This is a genomic window from Psychrobacter sp. DM8, assembly GCF_051307025.1.
Classification (GTDB): Bacteria; Pseudomonadota; Gammaproteobacteria; order Pseudomonadales; family Moraxellaceae; genus Psychrobacter.
Genome location: NZ_CP195538.1, coordinates 1,416,745 through 1,441,496 on the forward strand (window position 1 = coordinate 1,416,745; position 24,752 = coordinate 1,441,496).

The 24,752-nt window shown below is 45.0% G+C and carries 16 protein-coding genes; 3 read left to right on the forward strand and 13 right to left on the reverse strand.

Annotated elements, in window-relative coordinates:
- The first annotated feature begins 33 nt into the window (after window positions 1-33).
- Together ACR64J_RS06065 and recD are read left to right on the forward strand one after the other, a co-directional pair.
- Window positions 34-4,404, forward strand: a complete 4,371-nt coding sequence (locus ACR64J_RS06065; RefSeq protein ID WP_435950968.1) for a UvrD-helicase domain-containing protein — start codon at window positions 34-36, stop codon at window positions 4,402-4,404.
- A gap of 37 nt (window positions 4,405-4,441) precedes the next feature.
- A complete protein-coding gene (gene recD / locus ACR64J_RS06070; protein ID WP_435950969.1) occupies window positions 4,442-6,679 on the forward strand; it encodes an exodeoxyribonuclease V subunit alpha in 2,238 nt (745 codons plus the stop codon).
- A gap of 69 nt (window positions 6,680-6,748) precedes the next feature.
- On the opposite strand, the gene ACR64J_RS06075 is transcribed toward recD, so the two are convergent.
- The 4 genes from ACR64J_RS06075 to ACR64J_RS06090 all read right to left on the reverse strand — a co-directional run bounded on the left by ACR64J_RS06075 (window position 6,749) and on the right by ACR64J_RS06090 (window position 11,438).
- Window positions 6,749-7,312 carry a hypoxanthine-guanine phosphoribosyltransferase gene (locus ACR64J_RS06075; RefSeq protein WP_317199412.1) on the reverse strand — a complete coding sequence of 188 codons (564 nt, stop codon included), beginning with the start codon at window positions 7,310-7,312 and terminating at the stop codon, window positions 6,749-6,751.
- Window positions 7,313-7,413: 101 nt separating this feature from the next.
- Window positions 7,414-8,082, reverse strand: coding sequence for a hypothetical protein (locus tag ACR64J_RS06080; protein ID WP_435950970.1), 669 nt, complete (start codon window positions 8,080-8,082; stop codon window positions 7,414-7,416).
- A gap of 102 nt (window positions 8,083-8,184) precedes the next feature.
- The gene (locus ACR64J_RS06085) at window positions 8,185-9,858 is read right to left on the reverse strand and encodes a DUF3482 domain-containing protein (RefSeq protein WP_435950971.1); all 1,674 of its coding nucleotides are present in this window, start codon (window positions 9,856-9,858) and stop codon (window positions 8,185-8,187) included.
- A gap of 227 nt (window positions 9,859-10,085) precedes the next feature.
- Entirely contained in the window at window positions 10,086-11,438 is a 1,353-nt protein-coding gene (locus ACR64J_RS06090; protein WP_435950972.1) for a DUF2868 domain-containing protein, read from the reverse strand.
- A 242-nt stretch (window positions 11,439-11,680) separates the two neighbouring features.
- Between ACR64J_RS06090 and ACR64J_RS06095 the strand changes: the two genes are divergently transcribed.
- Window positions 11,681-12,451: an SDR family oxidoreductase gene (locus ACR64J_RS06095; protein ID WP_435950973.1), complete on the forward strand. Its 771-nt coding sequence runs from the start codon at window positions 11,681-11,683 to the stop codon at window positions 12,449-12,451.
- Between the two features lie 81 nt (window positions 12,452-12,532).
- Here the strand turns inward: ACR64J_RS06095 and ACR64J_RS06100 are convergent, their stop codons facing one another.
- The 9 genes from ACR64J_RS06100 to prpB form a co-directional block, all read right to left on the reverse strand.
- Entirely contained in the window at window positions 12,533-14,035 is a 1,503-nt protein-coding gene (locus tag ACR64J_RS06100; protein ID WP_435950974.1) for a bifunctional 2-methylcitrate dehydratase/aconitate hydratase, read from the reverse strand.
- 154 nt (window positions 14,036-14,189) lie between these two features.
- A complete protein-coding gene (locus ACR64J_RS06105) occupies window positions 14,190-14,804 on the reverse strand; it encodes a GNAT family N-acetyltransferase (RefSeq protein ID WP_435950975.1) in 615 nt (204 codons plus the stop codon).
- Between the two features lie 12 nt (window positions 14,805-14,816).
- A complete protein-coding gene (locus tag ACR64J_RS06110) occupies window positions 14,817-15,248 on the reverse strand; it encodes a hypothetical protein (RefSeq protein WP_435950976.1) in 432 nt (143 codons plus the stop codon).
- A 211-nt stretch (window positions 15,249-15,459) separates the two neighbouring features.
- On the reverse strand, window positions 15,460-17,313 hold the full coding sequence (locus tag ACR64J_RS06115; protein ID WP_435950977.1) for an ABC transporter ATP-binding protein: 1,854 nt from the start codon (window positions 17,311-17,313) through the stop codon (window positions 15,460-15,462).
- 224 nt (window positions 17,314-17,537) lie between these two features.
- A complete protein-coding gene (prpF, locus tag ACR64J_RS06120; protein WP_435950978.1) occupies window positions 17,538-18,761 on the reverse strand; it encodes a 2-methylaconitate cis-trans isomerase PrpF in 1,224 nt (407 codons plus the stop codon).
- Window positions 18,762-18,992: 231 nt separating this feature from the next.
- Window positions 18,993-19,238 carry a type II toxin-antitoxin system Phd/YefM family antitoxin gene (locus ACR64J_RS06125; protein WP_435950979.1) on the reverse strand — a complete coding sequence of 82 codons (246 nt, stop codon included), beginning with the start codon at window positions 19,236-19,238 and terminating at the stop codon, window positions 18,993-18,995.
- A 207-nt stretch (window positions 19,239-19,445) separates the two neighbouring features.
- A complete protein-coding gene (gene acnD / locus ACR64J_RS06130; RefSeq protein ID WP_435951031.1) occupies window positions 19,446-22,100 on the reverse strand; it encodes a Fe/S-dependent 2-methylisocitrate dehydratase AcnD in 2,655 nt (884 codons plus the stop codon).
- A 212-nt stretch (window positions 22,101-22,312) separates the two neighbouring features.
- Window positions 22,313-23,440 (reverse strand): bifunctional 2-methylcitrate synthase/citrate synthase, encoded by a 1,128-nt coding sequence (gene prpC, locus ACR64J_RS06135; RefSeq protein ID WP_435950980.1) that lies wholly within the window; start codon window positions 23,438-23,440, stop codon window positions 22,313-22,315.
- 70 nt (window positions 23,441-23,510) lie between these two features.
- Window positions 23,511-24,401 (reverse strand): methylisocitrate lyase, encoded by an 891-nt coding sequence (gene prpB, locus ACR64J_RS06140; RefSeq protein WP_317199424.1) that lies wholly within the window; start codon window positions 24,399-24,401, stop codon window positions 23,511-23,513.
- Window positions 24,402-24,752 lie beyond the last annotated feature (351 nt).

Below are 24,752 nucleotides of genomic sequence, written 5' to 3' on the forward strand. Positions count from 1 at the left end.
TAAATGCGCACTACCTTGAACAAGTGATAAATTATGGATAACCCTACCACGCCTACTAATGAAAACAACGTTGGCATCAGTCCTGCCAAGCTAGCAGACACGTCATCTAAAAAGACAGAGCTGCCACCTGCCGTTCGTATTGCGCTCACAGGTCAGTATCTGATAGAAGCCTCAGCGGGTACAGGTAAGACATGGACGCTCACTGGCATCGTGCTGCGACTGCTGATTGAGGGTAAGCGTTTGCCTGAACATATCATCGCAACGACCTTTACTCGCGCCGCTGCTGCCGACATTCGTAAGCGTATCCATGAGCGCCTAGAGCAGTTTCATGAGGCACTATTGTGGCTTAATAAAATACAAGCAAACCCCAGCACTCATGCCATTCTTTATCCTCAATTTAACAATAACGCTCATAAAACAGTAGATGACCAAAAAGACCAAGACACCACTCAAACTAGCAAAGCCAGTACCGACAAAATCAGTACTGAGCAAAGACAAGCGCGCCTGCACTGGCTAGAGGAGCAAGCTCGTCTATCAGGTAGTACTGAGATCGTCACTGAGCCTATCAACAGTCACTTGATGGAGTATTTACTAGATCATGCTATAGAGTATCCTTTAGCCGATGCTGTTCGGCGCTGTAAACTGGTACTCATTACCTTAGATAAGCTGTTTGTCGGTACGCTTGATAGCCTATCGCAAAAGTGGCTGTCTGAGTACAGCGCGGAGACAGGCTATCAGCAGGGCGTGCAGATTAGTGATAACGAGCAAGTGGTGATAGAGAGTATCATTCACGATGCGGTGCGCGCTCATCACAGTTATCTGTACTATAAACAGCCAAAGATCTATGAGCTGATGCAGCATACAAATCGCTTAACCACACCTGCCGACCATATCTATGTCGCGCAAAAGTCCTTGCAGTTTATATCGACACCGATCGAAGACGTTGATCTAGGCGAGGCGATAGATTTTGCTGGGTATGAGCAAGCGCTAACAGATTTTATGAACTGTGATTTGACAGATATAGCGCCATATTTTGATAAAGACTATCGCAAAGCTCAAGGCATGACTTGGAATGCAGGTTTGGCAACCAAAGTGGAGCGTATAGGATATATACAAATTGCTATACAAAAAAACGGTCATTTGTTTTTCGTACATCTAGATGATGACATGCAAAAGTTTTTTGATGCGCTACCTTTAGCCTTTTTAAATAAAGAGGAGGGCGGTAAAGGGTTTAATAAGAATAAAGAAGTAGAGCGCCAAACCTTTATCCATCTGCCAAGCATCCAAGCGCTCAAAGCGGTTTATGATTTTACGGATCAGATTGAAAGACATCTCGATGCGCTAGTTGACAATCTAAACCGCGATATTGCCTTGCAAGTACGGCAAAAGCTGCCAGCAGTGTTGGAGCAAAGACGTGAGACGACTTTCTCTTTACAGATGGTACGCCTAAACCAAGCACTATCAGGCAAGCAAGGCGAGCGGCTGGCGCGTTATATTCGCCATCATTATCCCATTGCGCTCATTGATGAATCGCAAGATATCAATGGTGAGCAGGCGCGGATGATTGAGCGCATTTATTTGACCAAAGCTGCTAGTAAAAAGCAGAGCGTCAACCAAGAGACCAAAGGCAGCTCTCGAGAGTTCTTGTTATTAGTTGGTGATCCTAAGCAGGCCATTTACGGCTTTCGTGGCGGCGATGTTGCTAACTATAATGCTATGAAGACACTGTTTGCAGCCAAGCAGCGCATGAGCCTAAACATCAATAGACGCTCAAATGAGCGTTTAATCACCGCCCTCAATTACTGGTTTGGCCGCTCGTCACCAGCGCAGGACAGTCAGGTAGAGAATAGTCAGCTACAAGCGTCAACACAAAGCGCAGCCGATCACTTAGCGCAGCTGGGTAAAGGCATCTATTATCAGCACATTACCGCCGCCAAAACCGAGGTTTGTCTATCTTGGCAGCAGCCCATCGCTCAGGAGCTATCGCCGCAAATAGCCGCGATTATGCCCAACCAGCCAGTGAGCGTGATCCACCTACCATCATCTAAAGATGCCAAGCACAATGACTGCGAGCTTACCGCCCTACATATCGCCGCCCTGCTGGCAAGTGGGCAAACCCTAGAGGGACGAGCGCTCAAGCCTAGTGACATCGGTGTGCTTGGACGGCGCAAAAAAGATCTTAAGCAAGTAGAAGATATGCTGAGCAAGCTTGGTGTACCGACTCTTGAAACCGCAGAGCGCAATGTCTTTGATACTGCTATCGCTGTTGACTTAGCGGCTTTACTAGAGGTAATGATACGACCACATCGCCGCGATATTATGAACCGAGTGTTAACCAGTCATTTTTATCAATTGAGCCTAGTTGAGGTACAGCACCTCATGCAAAGCGTCGATGATGAGGATGCTTTACAGTCAGCAAGCGCTCACTCAGAGCAGACAGCGCTAAAGCGGCGCTATCAAGACTTTCAGAACTATATCAAGACGGCAGCGGCGTACTGGCAGAGTAGCGGTATCTTATCCGCGCTACATTATCTGTTTGCGCGTAATCCAATGACCACGAGTAGCACAGACAATCAGAATATATGGGTGGCTCTAGCAGAGCTCAAGGAAGGTGCCCGTCATCTTATGGATCTGCGTCATCTACTAGATATCTTAGCGCAGCATGGTATGCATATCGGCGAGCATGAGCTAATAGCTTGGTTTAAGAAAAACATGAATAGTCGCCGTACTCCCGAATGGGCGCAGCAGCAGCCCCTACCGACTGAATCTGGTGTTCAATTGATGACGATTCATAAATCAAAGGGGCTTGAGTTCCCTGTGGTCTATGTCATCGGTATGGATAGCGCCAGTCCAAAGGCGGGTGCTCGTAGCAAGCATAACCTGTTTTTGTTTGACCATATACAAGAGCAAAAGACGCAGCGCCGTCTATCTACTAGTAAGGGCAAATCATTTAAGTCCGCTAAAGGTGAGGCTGCTAAAGAGGCTGAGGGTTACTATGCGCAGTTTGAAACCGATGAGAATTATGAAGAGATGCGCCGCTTAGCTTACGTAGCTTTTACCCGAGCTAGTGAGCAGTTATATATGGTGCTTAAAGATTCGAGTAAAAACCAAGACGACGATCGCAAGCCTTGCGCTCAATGGCTCAATGGCAGTGGCAAAAATTTAGAGCTACCAGAGCGATTGCACAACTATATCGGCTGGCTGGCATATGACAGTGTTGAGTCTAATGCCCAAGCGATTGTGCAAGCAGATAAAGACTCAATTGATACGCTACAAGTAAAAACAGATAACAGTACCCTCATCAATTACGACGACGCTTACGCGCAGATTCAAGCACGCTACTTTAAGGGCTGGGCTAAGACTAGCTTTACCGCTCTGTCGCGCCAACTTGGCAAGCAAACTCAAGCTTTGGCTATTTTCGATGACAGCGTAGAGGACGACTTGGATATAACCGATGGTATGCCGTTGTCTATAACCGCCGTGTCTAGGCAGAGTAATACCGATGAGTATGATAACCCAAATACTACTGGTTCAATTACCAGCGATAATATCCGTTTTCGTTTTGTAAAAGGCGCTAATGCAGGTACGTTTTTGCATGAGATCTTTGAGAAGATAGATGTTACAGATAAACAAAACTGGTCAGCGATTATCGATCAAAGCGTCCGTCAATATCAATTACCGCTCATTTATACCAGCCGCGCGCATCAAGAGCGCTTACAGCAAACATCATTATCAAGGAGTGGGGTTGATACAAATGCTAATGTGAGCGAAGGTGAACCACTCTCTGAGCCCAGTGAGCATAGTGAGCTGATCACTTGGATTGCTGACGCATTGGCAGCACCGCTACTGGCGTCAGGGCAACCGTTACAAAAGATACCACTCAACAAACGCTTCGCTGAGCTTGGCTTTAATATGGGGCTGTCAGAGGATTTTGAGCCTAAACGTATTAATGAAGTATTCGCTCAATATTTACCTGATGATCCTGACAAACACATCGAGCTAAGTGCACAGTACTCTAGTCATATATATCGCTACCTACGCGGCGAGATTGACTTGGTGTATGAGCACGCGGGCAAGTATTACGTTGTGGATTACAAGAGTAATTACTTAGGAAATAGCCTAAGCAATTATAACAATGAAAATTTAGGTAGGGCTATGAGTAAGGCAGGGTACTGGTTACAAGCTGCTATCTATCAAGTCGCACTACACCGATTTTTGAGATTACGAATAAATGGCTATACTGGCAATGAAGAGAACTACCTAGGCGCTGTAGAGTATGTGTTTTTGCGTGGTATAGACTCGCAAGGCGCGCATGGCGTAAATGATTACGGGCGAATCAAATGGCAAATTCCTTTTGCACTCGTACAAGCGCTTGATGAGATGTTCGGTAGTCCAAGTATTTAGACACTATATAAATTCTAAACCGTTAAGCGAATCAATAATGAATAACAGTAAAGACGTCGATACTACTCTTAATACGATGCAGACCAGTCATGAGCTTGGTAGTATTACCTCAAACATAGAGGATACGACTACGAGTAACGCTGATACAGATAGCAATTGGGCAACTAGCGTCAGCCAGTATTTACTTACGCGGCGACAGCAGACGTACCAAGCCTATCAGAGTCAACTACACGTAAACAACGCAGAGAATGAAGACGTGGCTCTAGCTGATGACGATTGGCTATTTAAATCTCTCCTTGAGCTGCTCGTACAGCGTTTGGAGGAGGGGCATACGGTTGTTACGCTGTCGAGCACAGGTCATTTAGATCGTACCTGGCAGTGGCAGCTTATACAGCCCTTGTTCCAGACGTTATTAGACTATGCGACCAGTATTCTTGCGCAAAATATTGATATACAGACACTTATAGACAATAAGCACACGCTATGGAAAACCGTGATGCTTCAATCCACTTTATCGCAATTTGAGCAACAACACCTTGCGCAGCGCTTTGACGCGGCAACTAAGTTATATAACTATATTCAATCTTTAAATAATGACGATAAAGAAAATAGCCTAAGCAAACTAATTCATAAATTGTCACAAAAGAAGCTAATAACAAATAATAAAAAAGAAAACGAAGCATCACCAATTATTTTTGAAACAACCTTTGAAGAAAGTAGTCTTCAAAAGAGTAGTGGTGCAACGCTTACCCTCTGGTTGCATCGAACTTGGCAAGCAGAATATAATCTTGCATATCATATTCTGCGTATTAAGAATCAAACGGTGCAGGCATTACCTATTGCAGCAAACTCACAACTTAACCCTGAGCAGCAAGAAGCCATCTATATGGCTAACCGATCGGCGTTTAGCATTATCACTGGCGGTCCTGGTACTGGCAAGACCTATACCGTAGCGCAATTGGTCATAGCTTTGCAGCAAGCACAAAATGGAGTAGTAGACCAGCCGCACACGGGTATAAACTTGGCTTTAGCAGCACCGACGGGCAAAGCGGCGCAGCGTATGCAAGAGTCGCTACAAGATGCCATTGAAAGCGCTGGAGTCAACATTCAATTGCCAGAGGCCAAGACCATTCATAGACTGCTCGGTATAGGGCAGGGCGGACAGCCTCGCTATCATACAGACAATCCATTGAGCGAAGATATTATTATCGTCGATGAAGCATCGATGCTAGGCGTAGAGTTGGCCAATTATCTAGTCAGTGCAGTAAAGCCCAGTGCTAGATTGATACTGCTCGGCGATGCCAATCAGCTAGCGGCGGTAGACGCAGGGGCGGTGCTGGCAGATTTGTGCCGCATACCAGCATTACAGCGAGTAAGTCAGCGCTTAGAGAGTAGTCGCCGATTCACTGCGGACTCTGGTATTGGTAAACTAGCGAGGCTAATCAATGATAAAGATACGTATGCAAAGTCCAACATGAACACAGTATGGCAGCTCATGCATGAGAATGAGAGTTTGGGTTTTTATCACTTAACCCAGCCGCGGGCAAATCAATATGATAGCGTAGGCATTGACAAAGTACAAATAACAAATAGCCTAAGCAAATTAAAACTCTATAAGAATCTCAATAGTTTTTATAAAGATTATGTAAACCAAACTTATAATAATTTAGCAAAGGTAAAAAAAGCTAAATCTATGCCAATATCTGAACATATTGATAGCTTTAATAAGTTAATGAATACTTTAAATCAGTTTAGAGTACTTACTGCTGGGCATCATGGGCGCTGTGGTGATCATGCTATTAATCAATACATGAGTGAGCAGCATCGTCAGCAGCTAAAACTACCTCTATCCAAGTCGCCTTGGTATCACGGCAGACCTATCATGGTCTTGCAAAATAACTATGAGCTAGGGCTGTTTAACGGTGACATTGGTATTTGTATGCAGACTGATCAAGGGCGCTTACAAGTATTTTTTGAGAACAAAAACCAAGGTATTTCAGTCAATATGCTCGGTGATGATATGGTTGCCACAAGTTACGCTATGACCATACATAAGTCTCAGGGGTCTGAGTTTGAGCATGTTGCTATCTGTTTTGATGATAGTAATGCTAGATTGCTGAGCCAAGAGCTTATTTATACAGCTGTAACACGTGCCAAAAAACAGGTCTCGGTATTCAGCACTGAGACAGCATTCACGCGGGCACTAGCAACACCAACTATTCGCCAGACAGGGCTCAGTCTACAGTTCAAAGCGATGGGTCAGGCAAATGAGTAGCTACAAAAAACTAAAATGATACGCAAAAAAAAGCATCCCTTTAAGGATGCTTTTTCAATTAATTTGAATTTACAGCTTATCTTCTTTAATAGCGTAGATACCTGGCAAATGGCGCAAATACCCATGAAAATCCATACCGCAACCATAAACATAACGATCAGCAACTTCAATACCAACAAAATCCACTTCAAAATTTGCAACTTTGCGATCATGTTGTTTGTTTAGTAATACGCACGAATCGATAGAGGCGGGATTTTCTTTGCCTAATTCTTCTACGATTGCCTTTAGCGTAATACCCTCATCAAAAATATCATCAATCAATAAAACATGCTCACCCTCGATACTAACATCAGGCTTAAACTTCCAATCTAAATCATTAGTACCTTGGTTATCACGATAACGCGTCGCATGAACATAGTGCATACGATGATAGAAGGTGAGGTGAGTAAGCAATTGACCTGCTGGGATAAGGCCGCCATTCATAACAACCATAACGATTGGATTAAGACCAGCATAGTGGAGGTTCAGTTGAGCGGCAAGACGCTCATAAGCCGCAGCTACTTCGATACTACTAATGAGACATTCTGAATTGCGTAGAGTCTTTTCGATTTCTTGATTACTGATTTGGGTCATGGATTGCGCCTTCGATAAAAGTGCCGCCTATTTTAGCAAGTTTTAGTGAATCTGACCAACACCAAGTGACTGATAGCATCAAGTATTGATCAAAATTAATATCACTCCGCCTTTTCTACGATAAAGGGGCGATAGTATTCAGCCAGACGGTTCATAGAGCTATCAGGCAGATCAGGTAATAATTTAGTCAGCGCCATGTTCATGCCCTTGTCGATTACCGCTTTGGTTACGGGGACAGATTTGCGTTTAAACATGCCCAGTTTCAGTGTTTCAGCATAATGAGTGATAAAATGTGTGAGCGTCTCATCATTCATAGTCTCAAGTGCCGTCTTAAATTTGACAGTATCAACCTGCTCAGGGGTCACGGACGCAAAGCCTTCGGTGATAGTTTGCGCGGCGCTCTCGGACAATTTGTAGCCTACGCGACTAACGCCTTCATTATCTATAAATGTCGCTTGATCTCGTAAAAAGTGAAAGCTTGGCATCACATCTTCGTTGTTCTCTTTATTAAGCAAAATATTAAGCAGAGTATCGGCGGCTTTTTCTATCGTACCGACAGTCTTGCGCATAGCTGCTTGGCGCTCAGGATTGGGAATAATCTCAACTAAGCCTACAAGTAGATTGTCAATCAAGTCCCGAGCAGTTTGATGGGTGAGAGCATCGCGGTATTTATAATACTCGACATGCTCATCCGATGCTTCTGCTTGTGCTGCCTCTTCAATTAATTGTTTGAGTTTTTCTGAAGGTTCAAATCCAAAATAATGTGCCATATAATATCCTCGGTTAGGTTGTTGCTAACATATTATTGATAACAAAGTGCTACCATGTGATAAAAGCGTTTTTAAAACAGGTTATATCTAACTGTGTTAGTTTTAAGATTTTTCCGACTGTAATTTGGATGATAGCGACCATGCCATATCCAGACGCAGACTTTTGGCAAGCTCTGACTGACCACCGCCAAGCGACGACCATTGCGGTTTGCTACGTGCTTTTTTGAGCTCGCTGGGTAATTTATGAGGTGGCCATAGGGTGATTACATTATCTTCTTCGTTATGATCTTTTATATTATCAGGGTTTTGCAACTCATCCTCAGGCGTCAACTCATTTTGATACAACAGCTGAGTGGCGTCGGTTGCTGCATGCCCGCGGTGACGCAGCGCTGTAAGTAGATCTACGGCACGCGTTGCCAACAAGGTAAGGGTAGCGGGGTCAATATATAGACGCTTAACGCCTGTGATCATATCGGCAATGCTACTCGTGTTTGAGAGCAAACCGCCACCAATGGCGCCTAATGCAGCACCAAGTCCTAACGTCGTACCGAGGGCTGCAGCATCAATGCCTAATCCTAATAGTGCGCCGGCCGCTGCGCCCGATGTGGTTCTGATCCCATAACTTTTAAGTAGGTCTGGATCAAAGGGGTCTTGCTGATAGGCCTGCAGTTCAAGGGGTGTTGAGGCTATATCATTATCATAGAACCTATACAGATTGAGTAAGCTATTTTGCATAGCGCGCTCGCTTTGACGAACCGCCTCCCTCATCTGCGTGAGGACAGGCATTGGATCATCGTCCTCATTAATCTCACGGACAAAGGCGGCGACATTCAACAAAAAGTCAGCAATGATAATATTTGCCTCATCATATAGTCTTGCCCAGTCCTCAGTGCGGCGCTGCATTAACTGCTCAAGCATTTCTGAATGAGTCAGCATAGTCGCAAGATTACCCCACAAGCGCATCTCATCGTCGAACTCAAACGCTACCGAATCAAAGCGGGTTGAGATATGCAGATTACGACGTGCCAGCATCACTTGCCAGTCATCGATATTAGCGTCTTGACTATCGGTAAAGTTAAACACAGGCATCACGGGTATTGCCGCCCATGACAGTATTGCCAGCTCATCTTTATATTTACCCAATACCGGCTCGCGCGCATCAACGACGTAGATGGCCATATCACTTGCCAGCAATTGCCTGATGACTTTGGCCTCTTGACTATAGTCATCAAAACCCGTCGCGTCTCCAGTTGCAATATCTGCCGCCAAAAATTGCCCTAAGCGCTCGATGCCATCACGGCGACTGGCAGTATTGTCCTCAAGCCAGTCCATAAGTCCTGAAGCGTCCTCTAATCCTGGCGTGTCATACAAGGTCACCAGCACTTCACCTGTCTGGCTGTCCGTCAGCTGCACGCGCTCCACATGACGAGTGGTCGCCGCTTCATTTTTGACTTCACCAAAATAAACATCACGCAGTAGGGTACGGAGTATGGAGGTCTTACCCGTATTCGTATGCCCAACAACGGCTAATTTTAAGGACTCGCCACGGGCAACTGTGATCTTATTTCGATTATTAGGCTTGTTATCAACAGTCTGACTACTATTCTCTTTATCAATCGATATAGGTTGTGATGGTTCAGCGTCGCTAAGTGAGGTATTAGCATTATTGTCTATAGCTTCACTGGTAGTTATAGGCGCATCATAAGCCTTGTCAGCGAACAGACCTCTACCTTTTGGCTTTTGATTAGGCTTGTTGTTAGATTGATCATTATTCATAATGAATTCTTATCGTTGTTGTTCTTATTATTACTGGGCTTATAATTGTAGCGTAAATAGTTGTAGCGCATAATCAGTTTAGATAACTCAAAGTCTAGCATTTACGTTATCTGTCATTAATTGATAAGAAGGAGTATGGGCTAATATAAGATGAATAAGGTAAAAAGTCAGTAGAGGATATAGCCGCTTGCGTCATTTTATGTCAGGCGTACTTTTATACCTACTCTCTATTCACTGCTAACCAGACCAATTTCACGAGCAGATAGCGCTGTTTGCCACTGCCCAAATCGCGCTTGGCTCTGTATGTCATCAGTAGTGCCGCCTAATAACTGAACGATAAGCCCTTGTTTGGCATGACTGGCGATGCTATCGAGCTTGCGTAACGTTCCGCGATCAGGCAGCGCGTGACTATGAATACCTAGTAGCACCTGTACAGGGTGCATGTCTAAATAAGCAATGAGCCGCGCCATATCATCGCGATCATCAAGAATACCGAAATCCTCAATCTCGTCATTGGCCTTATCATTGACAGTATTAAGACCTGCCTGCCACCAACGCTCATCATCATAAGGATACTCAAGTAGCGCCACTAGTTTTTTGCCAGCACTTACCTGTGCCTTTGGTGCAACAGGGGCAGGCGCTTGCTTAAAATCATCAGCATCAACGACCTTACGCTGCCAAAAGTTAATTATTTTTTGATAATAAGGTAGTTTGATATCTAAGCGCATCTTTTTGCGGCGGAACATAAGCGCGCAAAATGCCCAAGCAATCGCCCGAGGTACAATACCGTACATCAGCAAACTACCAATGAGTAGGCCGGACCACTGACGTGCGATAGACAAGGGTAGGGCGTCGGTGACCAAGCGGCTTTGAATAATCGCCTCATTATCAGGTACGCTAAAGCCCACCATGCTAGGCAACCAGCCGAGCACTTGCGTCAAGGTAATAAGCGCTTGATCAGAGAGCAGTGTTGACTCCCAACTAAAGCTATATTGACGTACTATCAGCAAAAAGATAATCGCAAGCAGCATGCCAGTAAGCGTCGCCAGCCATAACTGATGGCTAAACTTGCCCAAATACCAGCGCATACCACTATGCTCTAGCTGACGCTCATAAAGATTAACCGCCGCTTGAGTGACATCGTCTTTGCCACGTATTAGACGGTTGGGACTCACAAAACTGGCAAACCAACTGGGCGTTTGCTTACCTTGATTCATCAGCGTGAGCACAAGCCAGCCCACCAGCATAATGGTATGAAAGCCAAGTAAGCAGACCAAAACATAAAAGAAATTAACGACATTGGCCTGTAGCAAGGTAAATAAACCCAAAAATCCTGATAGGCACCACACGATACTCATGATGAGCATGATGCCTTTGATGCGACCATCAATCTTGCCTAAGACTCGCGCTAGCGCACCGTTGCTGTCGATACGAGTCGCACGGCGATGCAATTTTTGGATAGGCGTACCATCCTCGTTTTGCAACTTTTCGGTTATCAGGAGCGGATCGGTCGCAAACACATGCTGCTGGCTCTCAAGCGTACGCACCAGCTCAGTCAATTGGTCTTGGGGTGATAGCATGTTCTGATATCCATGTAAAAATCAAGGTGAGAGGTTAAAGCATAAAAGAAGCTTATCATAACCAAAAACGCGCTAATAACAAAGCTATCTAGTCTATAGCCTGTTTTTGCAACTCTAAAAGCTTGTTAATAAAAATCATAATATGCACGGTTTTGTCACAGTAAAAGTTATAAAAATCAGCCAAAATAAATGAGTAAGACAAAGACGTGAATAGTAGAAACAAAAGTAATAAAGGATTTATTATGAAAAATAAAGTCTATCTTATCATCGGCGGTACAGGCGGTATTGGTCAGGCGATGGTTGAGCACCTTATGCAAGCGACCGCTAATGAACAAAGCAGCGAAGTCAACAACAGCACTAAAATATTCGCCACTTACCATAGAAGCGTTCCTGACTTTGAAGCAGATAATCTACATTGGTTACAAATGGATGTCAGCGACGAGGATAGTATTGCGCAAGCGGCCGACGCTATCAAGCAGCACAGCACTCATTTAGATTGGGTCATTAACTGTGTCGGGCTACTGCACACAGATACCTCGCAACCAGAAAAAGCCTTGAGACAAGTGGAGACGACTTTCTTCTTACAAAATATGCAAATTAACGCCTTGGCAGGTTTGCTCATTGCCAAACACATCAAGCCCTTATTAGCAAAAGCTGAGCGTAGTGATGATAGGCCTGCGATATACGCAACGATATCTGCGCGCGTGGGTAGCATTAGCGATAACGAGCTTGGCGGCTGGTATAGCTATCGCATGAGCAAAGCGGCGCTCAATATGGGTATGAAAAACTTGAGTATTGAATGGAGCCGCTCATTAAAAGACGTCTGTATCGTGGTTATGCAACCAGGTACGGTCAACACACAATTATCAGCGCCTTTTCAGGGTAATGTCGCAGAAGGTCATCTATTCTCGCCTGCCTACAGCGCTGAATGCTTACTGGACGTACTATCTAGTATGACGGCGGCGCAATCGGGGAGTTTTGTGGATTGGTCAGGGGCGTCGATACCTTGGTAAATATAATCTTAGAAAAGTAAATCAGTACAAAAAAAGGGCGTGACGTTATTTAATCAACGACACGCCCTTTTAATTCAAAAATTAATTAGTCACAAACAAGTCCATGAACTCGTTAACAGGCGTTTGCTCTAAGCGCGCTTGATCATCACATAGGGCGATAATTTCATTACAGCGCGTCTCAACGAAGCGCGTGGCTAGATTGGCTCTGAACTTCGCCTCCAGTATAGGAATACCTGCCTCGCGCCGGCGTTTATGCCCGATAGGATATTCAATAGCCACTTTATCCGTACTGCTACCATCGTTAAAAAATACTTGAATGGCATTGGCAATAGAGCGCTTACTCGGATCGTGATAATCTGCTGAGTAGCTCGGATCTTCTACGACCTCCATCTTGCGGCGTAGCGGATCAATAAGTAGATGATGCTGTTCGTGGTAATCATCCTCGTAGTCCTCTGCCATCAGGTCTCCTGTTAATAGGGCAACGGCAACCATATACTGTAAACAGTGATCTCGATCCGCAGGGTTGGATAGCGCGCCTTCTTTTGAGATAATTCGAATCGCTGACTCATGGGTGGTTAGGACGATTTTATCGATGTCATCAATTCTATCTGCTATACGCGGATGCAAAATTACCGCCGCCTCACAAGCCGTCTGCGCATGAAACTCGGCGGGGAAGCTGAGTTTAAACAAGATGTTTTCCATAACATAACTGCCAAACTCACGCTGGAACCTAAATTGACGCTCACCCTCAGGCTTAAGTGCTAAGTCTTTATTCGTATGGCTAAAGAGCACATCATAAAATCCCCATTGCGGCGCGGTTAAAGCGCCAGGAATACCCATCTCACCGCGCAGGGTAATATCGACTAGGCGTACCGCGCGGCTAGTGGCATCACCTGCTGCCCAAGATTTGCGGCTACCGGCGTTGGGCGCATGACGATACGTACGTAGCGCTTGACCATCGACCAAGGACTGTGAGATTGCAGCCATTATACGCTCGCGCGGCAGGTTATGCAGCTTTGCCACGACCGCAGTTGAGGCCAGCTTAACCAAAAACACATGATCGAGACCGACACGGTTAAAGGAGTTCTCCAGAGCCAGCACCCCTTGAATCTCATGCGCCATAATCATCGCCTCTAGCACATGACGCATGGTGAGTGGTTCATGCCCTCGGCTGATATTGCACTGACTGATATAGTCAGCGACAGCCAAGATACCACCGAGATTATCAGAAGGGTGTCCCCATTCTGCCGCCAGCCAAGTATCATTGTAATCGAGCCAGCGCACCATGCAGCCAATATCAAAAGCGGCCTTAATCGGATCTAGCCTGTAAGCAGTACCGGGCACGCGCGCGCCATTTGGGGTGATTTGATCAGGGCTGTTCGGTCCCAAATGTTTGGTACATTCAGGGAATCGCAGTGCTAGCAGACCGCAGCCAAGCGTATCCATCAGGCAATGACGCGCGGTATGCCAAGCCTCAACGCTATTTGGGGAGTCGTTATCGATAGAATAGTTAAGGACATAATCGGCGATTTTTTGAATTTCATCGTCGTACTCTGGACGAACGTTGCTCTCTACAGTAGACATAACCAGTACCTCTTCCTTGAGTCGAATAGGAATGAGCTATTTTTTAGTTAGAAACTAACAATAGTCATGACTCAAAAGTAGCACAGTCGCTAGCGACTCACCAAAGGGTATTATGTTATGAATGTTTGTAGGTATGAGTTTTAAGGGACAAGATTTAGGTCATTAAATAGATAAGACCTGCGATAAACAGCAGACCTAATATCAGTAATAAAAAGGTAAGTACATTGGCCACAATGCCTGAGGATTCTTTTTTTACTTTTACCTTTTGCGGGACTCGCAATACCATTTTGATATGTTCGATACCGTCCTCTAAATAACGCTCGCCCTCAGGGATAAAACCTAATGACTCGTAGAAGGGTAGCAAGTAGGTTTGCGCAGAGATAATAATAGGCTTTTTGCCATATTTTTTGCGGCAGTATCTAATGGCATCGGTCATGATCTGACGCGCCAGCCCAGAGCTGCGGTATTGCGGCAGTACCAGCACGCGGCCGATAGCAGGCATAGTGTTCAATGCAGCGTGAGAGGATGAGGTGATAACAGAGAGATTGGTGCTAAGAGTATTGAATTCAGGCGGAATAATACGGCAGTAACCGATGAGCGCCTCGTCTTTGTGTGCGATCAGATGCAAGCAGTCAAAATCGACTTCGTCCATATCTTGATAAGCGCAGTTTTGCTCTACCACAAAAACCTGCGAGCGGGCTTTTAGAATGTGGTAGAGATCAACGCCGGTCAGCTCATCAAAACTCTTTATTGATAATTCACTATCCATAATAAGACTTTATTAATATACTAAGCGCATTTTGTTAGCTTGAACGGTCTTAGCATAAGGGCTAATACCTTTGTCCATGATTTTGATCGTTTCAGAATCAATATGTTTGCCAAAGTTACTAAAGGCATTGTGGTTACCTGACATCAGGCGCTGCCAATCATTCATCCACTGTTTGCCCAAAGCGAGCTGTGAGGCGATAATTTGTGAATTGATATCACCAATAGACTCTATAAAGGCTTTTTCTTTTTCAGAGATCATCGTTTGAATCTCTTTTTGCTGCGTATCTGTGTCCATAGGCATGCTCGCCAGATTCCAGATACGAGTGGCCATGACTTGTGGAATCGCCATAAACATCGCCACTGTTTTTTGTTGCAATTGCAACGCAGGCGCTGAGCCCATCATCGACGTGGGTAGTGAAAACTCTGGCATTTGAAATGTAATCATTGATATCTCTTTGTTATATAAAAGCGCTACGGTTTATACTAAGGAGTAAGTATACATGCCATCGCTTTAACCAAACATAGTAGTATGCTTGGGAATAAAAAGCATTTTACTCCGCTCAATACAATTAGCAACCGCACAAGTGTATTCTTTGTGACTCAAGTGACATATCAAAGAGGAGAGCTGATATAAAAAGAGCCGATATAAAGTCCGCTTAGCCATTAATGGTTTGGCTGATTTTATCTAAATTTAAGCTATCAGACATCGCGCTAAATATCTCGTAATACTTACCGCCTTTATCATACAGCGCCTCGTGCGTACCGGTTTCAACCACTCGGCCGTTCTCTATCACCACTAAATCATCAGCATCAATGATTTGCGCGATATTGTGCGAGACCATAATGACAGTGCGATCCTTTTTGATCAGATCCAAGCTTTTTTTGACCTGCTGACTGGCAATGGCATCTAAGCTTGCAGTCGGCTCATCTAAAAATACAATCGGTGGATCTTTTAAGAACATTCTTGCCAGCGCAATACGTTGCTGCTGACCGCCTGATAAGGATTTTGCGGTACTGTCATAACCGTCTGCGAGGGTGATGACCTGCTCATGAATAGAGGCTTTTTTAGCCGCGACTATGATGTCATCCATGCTGGCGTTCATATTGCCGTAGCGAATGTTTTCGCTAATAGTACCTGAGAATATATGATTGCTTTGTAGCACCAAGCCTATACGTTGGCGCAGTTCATGTATGTCACAGTCTGCTAGATCATGACCATCTAATAGGATAGTGCCTGAGTCTGGCTCATAGAACTTCACCAGCAGACTGATAATAGTGCTCTTGCCAGCACCAGAGAGACCGACGAGCGCGGTAATGCGATTGGGCTTAATAGTGAAGCTGACATCTTTTAGCGCCTGCGTACCATTGGGATAAGTAAAATCAACGTTTTTAAGCTCAATGTGACCTTGCAGGTTTTTGGTACTCATACCTGTGATATTTTCTACTTGCTTGTCATCTTCTAATATCTCAAGAAACCCTTCGGCATAAGTCAAAGCGTTATTAATCTGATCATAAATACGGTGCAATTGACGAATAGGCGCGGCGACATTTTGGAATAACAGCACATGAAACAAAACCATGCCGATGGTCATCTCGCCTTGTAAGACAAAATAAGAAGTAAGCAAAATAATGACTACCACGCCGATCTGCTCGATAAAGGTCTTAATAGCATCGTAGATAAAGCCAATACTACGAATGCGCAGCTGATTATCGGTCATCTCTTTTTGGATTTTAAGATGCTTTTGTGCTTCAATAGGCTCACGAACAAAGGATTTGACTACGCTAATTGAGTTGATTAGGGAGATAACTAAGCCGCTTTTGGCTTCTCGAAAGCCGCGCATCTGCCGACGAAATCCTTGCAAGCGCCGCGCTTGTTTTTGACTGATAAAGAAATAAATAGGAATAATAATCAGACCGACCAGGCCTATCCAAAAGTTGGTCGAAAACATGATAATTAAAGACACTAAGGCACTGGCAAACAGCGGTAGCATATCGATAAAGAAGTTTTGCACGAGGCTTGTTAGGCTACTAACCCCATAATCAATACGGGTTTGCAGCTTGCCACTGTCGTTCTCGCTACTGGTATAAAACGCCATGCGGTAGGTGAGAATGCGCTCGATAATCTTTTGTGATAAGTCGCGCGATAGATTAATGCGAATTTTTTCACCATAAAAGCGCTGACCAAAGGAGATAAATATCGATAATATCTCTTTGGATAACAGCACGACGCTAATGATAGTCAGCATCCGCAAACCCGCTTCCCAAGGCTCAGCTAAGGTTGCAATCTCGGTCAAGGTGTCGACCGCATAACGCAGCACAAAGGCGTTGACCTGGGCGGTAAAGGAGCCGAGCACTGTTAAAATCAGTGTCGCAACAATCAAGACTTTATAAGGCGCCGCAAAAACAGCGAGCTTTTTGAGAATATCCCACAACAAAGCACGCCGCTCAGTCTTTTTGACCGGCGGCTTTTTGTCGAGTGGGGATTTGCTAAGATTAGGAGTGTTTGTCATGCAGGTAGGGTAAAGTAATCGCGCTTAAAAATCTATATTCATAAGTTTATTAAGATAGCATTTATTTAGATTTTGTAGGGTGTGCTCTGCGCACCTGAAAGTTTTAAAAATGAAACAATGCTTCATTAGACTTGCAAGGAAAACCCCTTAAACAGGATTTTCTATTATCAGATCATTATAATAATGACGCGCAGAACACCCTCTACGACTAAACTTTTTTAAAACTAAAACGCATCCGCTGGCACAAACACCTCACCAACCATGATACGACGTGCTGAGCGGCTCATGGATACCTTTTTGGCTTGCCAGCGTCCATCGACTTGCTCGGTTGCGCCGCCAACGAGTAGCGTTCCTGAGGGATGACCAAAACGCACCTCGGACAGCTCGCCACCGCCAGCGGCTTCATTGACGAGCGTACCTTGAGTTGTCGCTGCTGCGGCAATCGCTACCGCTGCCGTACCCATCATGGCGTGATGCAGTTGACCCATACTCATCGCGCGTACGACTAGATCAATATCGCTTGAGTTAACTTCTTTGCCACTAGACGCAGTATAACTTTGCGCAGGAGCGACCCAAGCAATTTTGGGAATATGCTGGCTACTTTGTGCCTCGCTCTCATCTTTAAACAGTCCCATTGCGACACCGCCACGCGCGCGGATTTTTTCTAACTTGGTTAAGATCTCGCTATCGCTATTGATATCACCTTGCAACTCTGTACCAGTGAACCCTAAGTCATCGCTTTTCATAAAGATAGTCGGAATGCCCGCGCTGATAAAGGTCGCTTTGACGCTATCTTTATCTAAACCACAACCAGAGACATCAAAGTCATCAACTAGATTGTTAGTCGGAAACATATCACTAGAGGAATCAACCGGATCAATAAACTCAATCTTCACTTCAGCAGCAGGGAAGGTGACGCCGTCTAATTCAAAGTCACCCGTTTCTTGTACTTGTACTTTGCCGTTATCATCTTGATAAACTGGTACATGGGCGATAATCGTCTTGCTAATATTCTCTTGCCAAATACGTACCTCACAGATGCCACTGTTAGCACTATCCGCTACTTTGCTAGCATCTACTAAGCCCATATTTATCGCACAAGCGCCAACCGCTGCAGTTAAATTACCACAGTTACCTGCCCAATCTATCATAGGCCTGGCGATATTGACTTGCCCAAACAGATAGTTGACATCGTGGTCTTCTTGCTTGGCTTTGGACAAAATCACCGTCTTTGAGGTGCTAGAACTGCCATTACCTAAACCGTCGATTTGTTTACCGTAAGGATCGGGGCTGCCAATAACGCGTAATAAAAAATTATCGCGCGCTTGGCCTGGTCCTTGGCAGCGCTTAGGTAAATCAGAGAGTTTAAAAAAAGTACCTTTTGAGGTGCCGCCGCGCATATAGGTGGCGCGGACGGCAATTTGTGGGGAGAATTTTGGTTCAGTCATTATAAAAGATCCTTTAAATAGTTATGATTTGAGTCTGTATTATTGATAAAACAAATGGAGATGAAGTAGTAAAAGGTAGAGATAATTGTGAATAGAGTTAAAAGCTAGACGAAAGCTCAGCAGATTATGCAAGACAATCCTAGTTTGTCTTACGAGTTTGTACGTCAATTATGGATTGCTCAAGCAGGTGTTGCTGCTGGTAAGGTTGAGCCTTTTTATTTTGGTTAGCGGTTAATCTTTTCCGAAACTCACTTTGCCAACTCTATACTGATCGATAAACTTGGCTAAATGCGCTACATTCGCAGGCGATCCCAATAAATAAAGCGTCTCTTTCAAACTACTATAATGATTGTATGACATGACAACCGCATCATTATCATTTTTACGATTTATGACAACCACATCAGCATCATTGTTCACCGTATCTAAAACGGCTTTAAAGTCTTTATTAGCGTCTGTAAAGCTGATAACTTCCATGATGGCTCTCCTAATCAATACTTAATGTACGTCGTTGTGGGCTGTAGTTTTAGCGCAGCTTCTAGACTTTACAGAATTACGATGCTGGGTTAAAAACTCAGCCTACGCCAAATTCAAATAGTTAGAGATTATAAGCTTAAAAAAACCGATGCCATATCACTATATAACATCGGCTCTATTTTAATTTACAAGCTAAACCTGAGAGATTTAAGCGACTTCACCAGCTAAGAATTCTTTAGCAAAGCGCTGTAGCATACCGCCAGAGTTGTACATTTTTACCTCATCAGCGGTATCTAAGCGGCAGATAACAGGCGCTTTATCGATGCTGCCGTCTTTACGATGAATGACTAGCGTCATATCACCGCCAGCTGAAACCTCACCTTCGATATCGAATACTTCGGTACCATCGATGTTTAGCGTGTTACGGTTGACGCCTTCTTTGAACTGAACGGGGAGTGCACCCATCCCGACCAAGTTTTGACGGTGAATACGTTCAAAATCTTCAGCCACGACGACTTCCACGCCAGCGAGACGTACGCCTTTAGCCGCCCAGTCACGGCTAGAGCCTTGACCGTAACCGTCACCTGCGATGATGATAAGCGGCTGCTCACGATTCATGTAGGTCTCGATCGCCTCCCACATCCGCATGACTTGCCCTTCTGGCTCGACTCGTGCGAGTGAGCCTTGAATGACGTTGCCGTCCTCATCACGTACCATCTCATTCAATAGCTTTGGATTAGCAAAAGTCGCACGCTGAGCAGTCAAGTGATCGCCGCGATGCGTGGCATAAGAGTTATAGTCCTCAGCAGGCAATCCCATGGTATCGAGATACTCGCCAGCAGCTGACTCACCCATAATGGCGTTCGATGGTGACATATGATCGGTAGTGATGTTGTCGCCTAAAACTGCTAATGGACGCAGACCTTTGAGCTTGTTCATCGCCGCCATTTTACCTTCCCAATACGGCGGACGGCGGATATAAGTACTCAGCTCGCGCCAGTCATACTGCGGGTCGGTAACTGATGACTCATTGCGACCCGCATCTGCTTTGGCTTCATCAAACATCGGGATATAGACTTCGTTAAATTGCTCAGGCTTCACCGCCGATTTTACAATAGCATCAACTTCCGCGTCATCGAACCAGATATCTTTTAGATAGATATCATTGCCGTCTTGGTCTTTACCGAGCGAGTCTTTTTCGATATCAAATCGAGTGTTACCCGCGATAGCGTAGGCGACAACGAGTGGCGGGGAGGCAAGGAACGCTTGCTTGGCGTAGGGATGAATACGACCATCAAAATTACGGTTACCTGAGAGTACTGCGGTACTAAACAGATCACGTTCGATGATTTCTTTTTCGATCTCTGGATCGAGCGCACCGCTCATGCCATTACATGTGGTACAGGCAAAGGCGACAACGTCGAAGCCGAGCTTTTGGAGTTCAGGGAGTAGTCCTGCTTCTTCTAAATACAGCTTAACGGTTTTTGATCCTGGAGCTAGTGAGGATTTTACCCAAGGCTTACGCACAAGACCCTTTTCGACCGCGTTACGCGCAACGATACCAGCCGCGACCATATTGCGAGGGTTTGAGGTGTTGGTACAGCTGGTGATAGCGGCGATAATGACCGCGCCATCTGGCATGAGACCATCTTTTGGTTCAGGCAACTTGTTACCTTCTCCATGAGCGATACCTTCCTTGACCAGATCAGTCGTCGAGACGCGAGCATGCGGACGTGACGGGCCTGCGATATTACGCACGACTTTGGATAAGTCAAAGCGTAAGATACGATCATATTCAGCATCAACCATGCCATCAGCCCACAGGCCGGTTTGCTTAGCATAGGCTTCCACAGTTTTGATCTGCTGCTCGGTACGACCCGTTAGACGTAGATAATCAATCGTTTGCTCATCGATAGAGAACATTGCTGCGGTTGCACCATATTCTGGTGTCATATTTGAGATAGAAGCACGGTCGCCAACGGTAAGGTTGCGCGCACCGTCACCGTAGAATTCTAGATAGGCGGATACAACGCCCTCATCTCGTAAGAATTCGGTCATGGCTAGGACTAAATCCGTACCCGTAATGCCTTCTTGTAATTTACCTGTCAACTCAACGCCAACTATATCTGGCAGACGCATGTAGGAGGGATTGCCTAGCATCACGCTCTCAGCTTCAAGCCCGCCCACACCGATAGAGATAACACCCAAGGCATCAACCATAGGTGTATGGCTATCAGTACCCACTAGGGTATCAGGAAAGGTAATGGCATCACCGTCTTGGTCGGCGACCACTTGTACCACGGGTGACATTTTCTCAAGATTAATCTGGTGCATGATGCCGTTACCGGGCGGCACGACGTTGACGTTATCAAAGGCATACTGACACCAGTTGATAAAGTGAAAACGGTCTTCGTTACGGCGCTCTTCGATAGCGCGGTTTTTCTCAAAGGCGTCTTCTTCAAAGCCTGCGTGCTCAACAGCTAATGAGTGATCGACGATCAATTGCGTGGGCACGATTGGATTGACTTTGGATGGGTCACCGCCCTCAGCTGCGATAGCGTCACGCAAACCTGCCAAATCGACAAAGGCAGTCTGACCTAAGATATCATGACAGACGACGCGAGCAGGATACCAAGGAAAATCAACATCTTGCTTACGGTAAATATGCTGTGACAAGGCTTCGGTTAAGTCCTCTGGTGGACAGCGGCGTACTAAGTTTTCGCACAATACTTTTGAGCTAAAAGGTAGCTTGGCATAAGCACCTGGCTCAATATCATTAACCGCTTGTTCGACATCAAAGTAATGCAAATCAGTACTGCTTTCATCTAAAGACGGCAACGGCTTTTTGTATTGCTCATTCATGGTTTGCGGATTAACTTGCGTTAAAGGCTGCTTGCTATCGGTACTCATGGCGTGCTTTCCTTTATAGGTGAGAAGGGATAATTTATTTAGCAAAATTTATGGTTGATAATAAGTTTTGCTAAATAAACAAAAGTGATGAGTATATAAATTTAACGGCCAAGTCTGTAAACAAAGCGACTTGACCGTTAAGCGATAATTGCTAAAAAGACAGATTAACGATTAGCAATATCTGGCACGTCTCTTGGCTCTTCACCGATATACTCCGCACTTGGGCGAATAATACGGTTGTTAGCGCGTTGTTCAAAGACGTGAGCGGCCCAACCTGTCAGACGTGAGCACACAAATATCGGCGTGAACAGTTTGGTTGGAATACCCATGAAGTTGTACGTTGAGGCATGGAAAAAGTCTGCATTACAGAACAGTTTTTTCTCGCGCCACATCACTTCTTCACAGCGTACTGATACTGGATACAAGACGGTATCACCCACATCGTCGGCGAGTTTTTCAGCCCACTTTTTGATGATAACGTTACGCGGATCAGACTCGCTATAGATCGCATGACCAAAGCCCATGATCTTGTCTTTACGCTCAAGCATCGCCATCATCTCTTCTTCGGCTTCATCAGGCGATTTAAAATCTTGAATCATATCCATCGCCGCTTCATTTGCGCCGCCATGCAAGTTACCACGTAAGGATCCGATAGCGCCTGTGATACAAGAGTGAATATCAGAGAGGGTAGAGGCACATACGCGTGCGGTAAAGGTTGACGCATTGAACTCGTGCTCAGCGTACAAGATAAGTGAGACGTTCATCACTTTGGTATGGAGCTCATTTGGCTTCTCACCTTTTAGCAGATGCAAAAAGTGACCGCCGATAGTGTCGTCATCCGTTTCGGTCTCGATACGCTCGTTATCATGCGTGAAGCGATACCAGTAGTTGATGATAGATGGGAATACCGCGAGCATGCGATCGGTCTTGTCGTTCTCTTGCTCAAAGTCGGTTTCGGTCTCAAGATTACCCAGCATTGAGCAACCAGTACGCAGTACATCCATTGGATGAGCATCTGCTGGAATACGCTCTAATACGTCTTTAAGCGCTTGCGGTAGACCGCGCAGTGTTTTGAGCTTGGCTTGATAATCATCAAGCTCACTTTGAGTGGGTAGATTGCCATAAAGTAGCAAGTATGCCACTTCTTCAAAGATACATTTCTCTGCCAAGTCTGACACATCATAACCACGATACGTCAGACCTGAGCCTGATTTACCAACGGTAGATAGTGAGGTTTTGCCTGCAACCTGACCGCGCAATCCTGCGCCTGAGAGTTCCTTTTTTGCTGCCATAATACATTCCTTTTTGGTGGCTTGGTGGTACAGTGAATTGACTTACTAACTTATGCTTACGAATGCTGTTTTATTTGCTATCGGCAAATAATTTATCTAGCGTTTGCTCAAACTCATGATAGTTTAAGAAATCATATAACTCCATACGCGTTTGCATGGTATCGACGACTTTTTCTTGCGTGCCGTCATCGAGTAGATGCTGATAAACATTAAGCGCCGCTTTGTTCATCGCACGAAACGCAGATAGAGGGTAGAGCACCATATCGACGCCAACACCATGAAGTTGCTCAGTGGTATAGAGGTCAGTCTGTCCAAATTCTGTCATATTAGCAAGGACAGGAATGTCGAGTACGTCGGTAAATTTACGATACATCTCGATATCGGTCAAGGCTTCGGCGAATATCATGTCCGCACCTGCCTCAGAGAATGCAACGGCGCGCTCAACAGCGGCATCTAAACCTTCAACAGATAGCGCGTCAGTACGAGCCATCACCACAAAGTCAGGGTCTGTTTTGGCGTCAAGAGCCGCTTTTAGACGATCGACCATCTCTGAGATGCTGACGATTTCTTTATTAGGACGATGACCACAGCGTTTTTGGGCGATTTGATCTTCGATATGCACCGCCGCCACGCCAGCTTTTTCCATTTTTTTGACACTCTGACTAATGTTAAACGCGCCGCCCCAACCGGTGTCAATATCGACTAGTAACGGGGTATCTACGGCGTCTGTGATACGGCGCGCATCTTCTAAGACGTTATCAAGGCTCGTCATACCCAAGTCTGGCAGACCAAAAGAGGCATTAGCGACGCCACCACCTGAGAGATACAAGGCTTTATGACCCACTTGAGTGGCCATCATCGCCGTATAAGCATTGATGGTGCCGACGATTTGTAGCGGTAAGTTATTATTGTTCTGCTCTTTCATCGCACTGCGAAAGCGTGCGCCAGCTGATGATGACATAGTAGTATCCTTGCGTAGAGGGTAGGCTTATGATTGCCCAAATTTAAAATAGAAATTGTAAAATGATTGAATCTTTATTGACTTAGAGTACACTTAATCACTGACATTGAAAAGTCTTAAAATCATCTATTATTAAGTTAATAATGAATTTAATTGTAACTAAGCTAATAGTATGCAATTTATGAATGATGTTATCTATTTATTAGTGCTTAGCTGCTGATAGTATTCACATTACCCAAAATAGGTATGAGACATTTATGATTTATTTACATTTGGTTACATCTAACTTAACTCAACTGTTTTGGTTTCATAATTGTTACGTATTTTTATAAACAAAAAAGGTCTCACTAT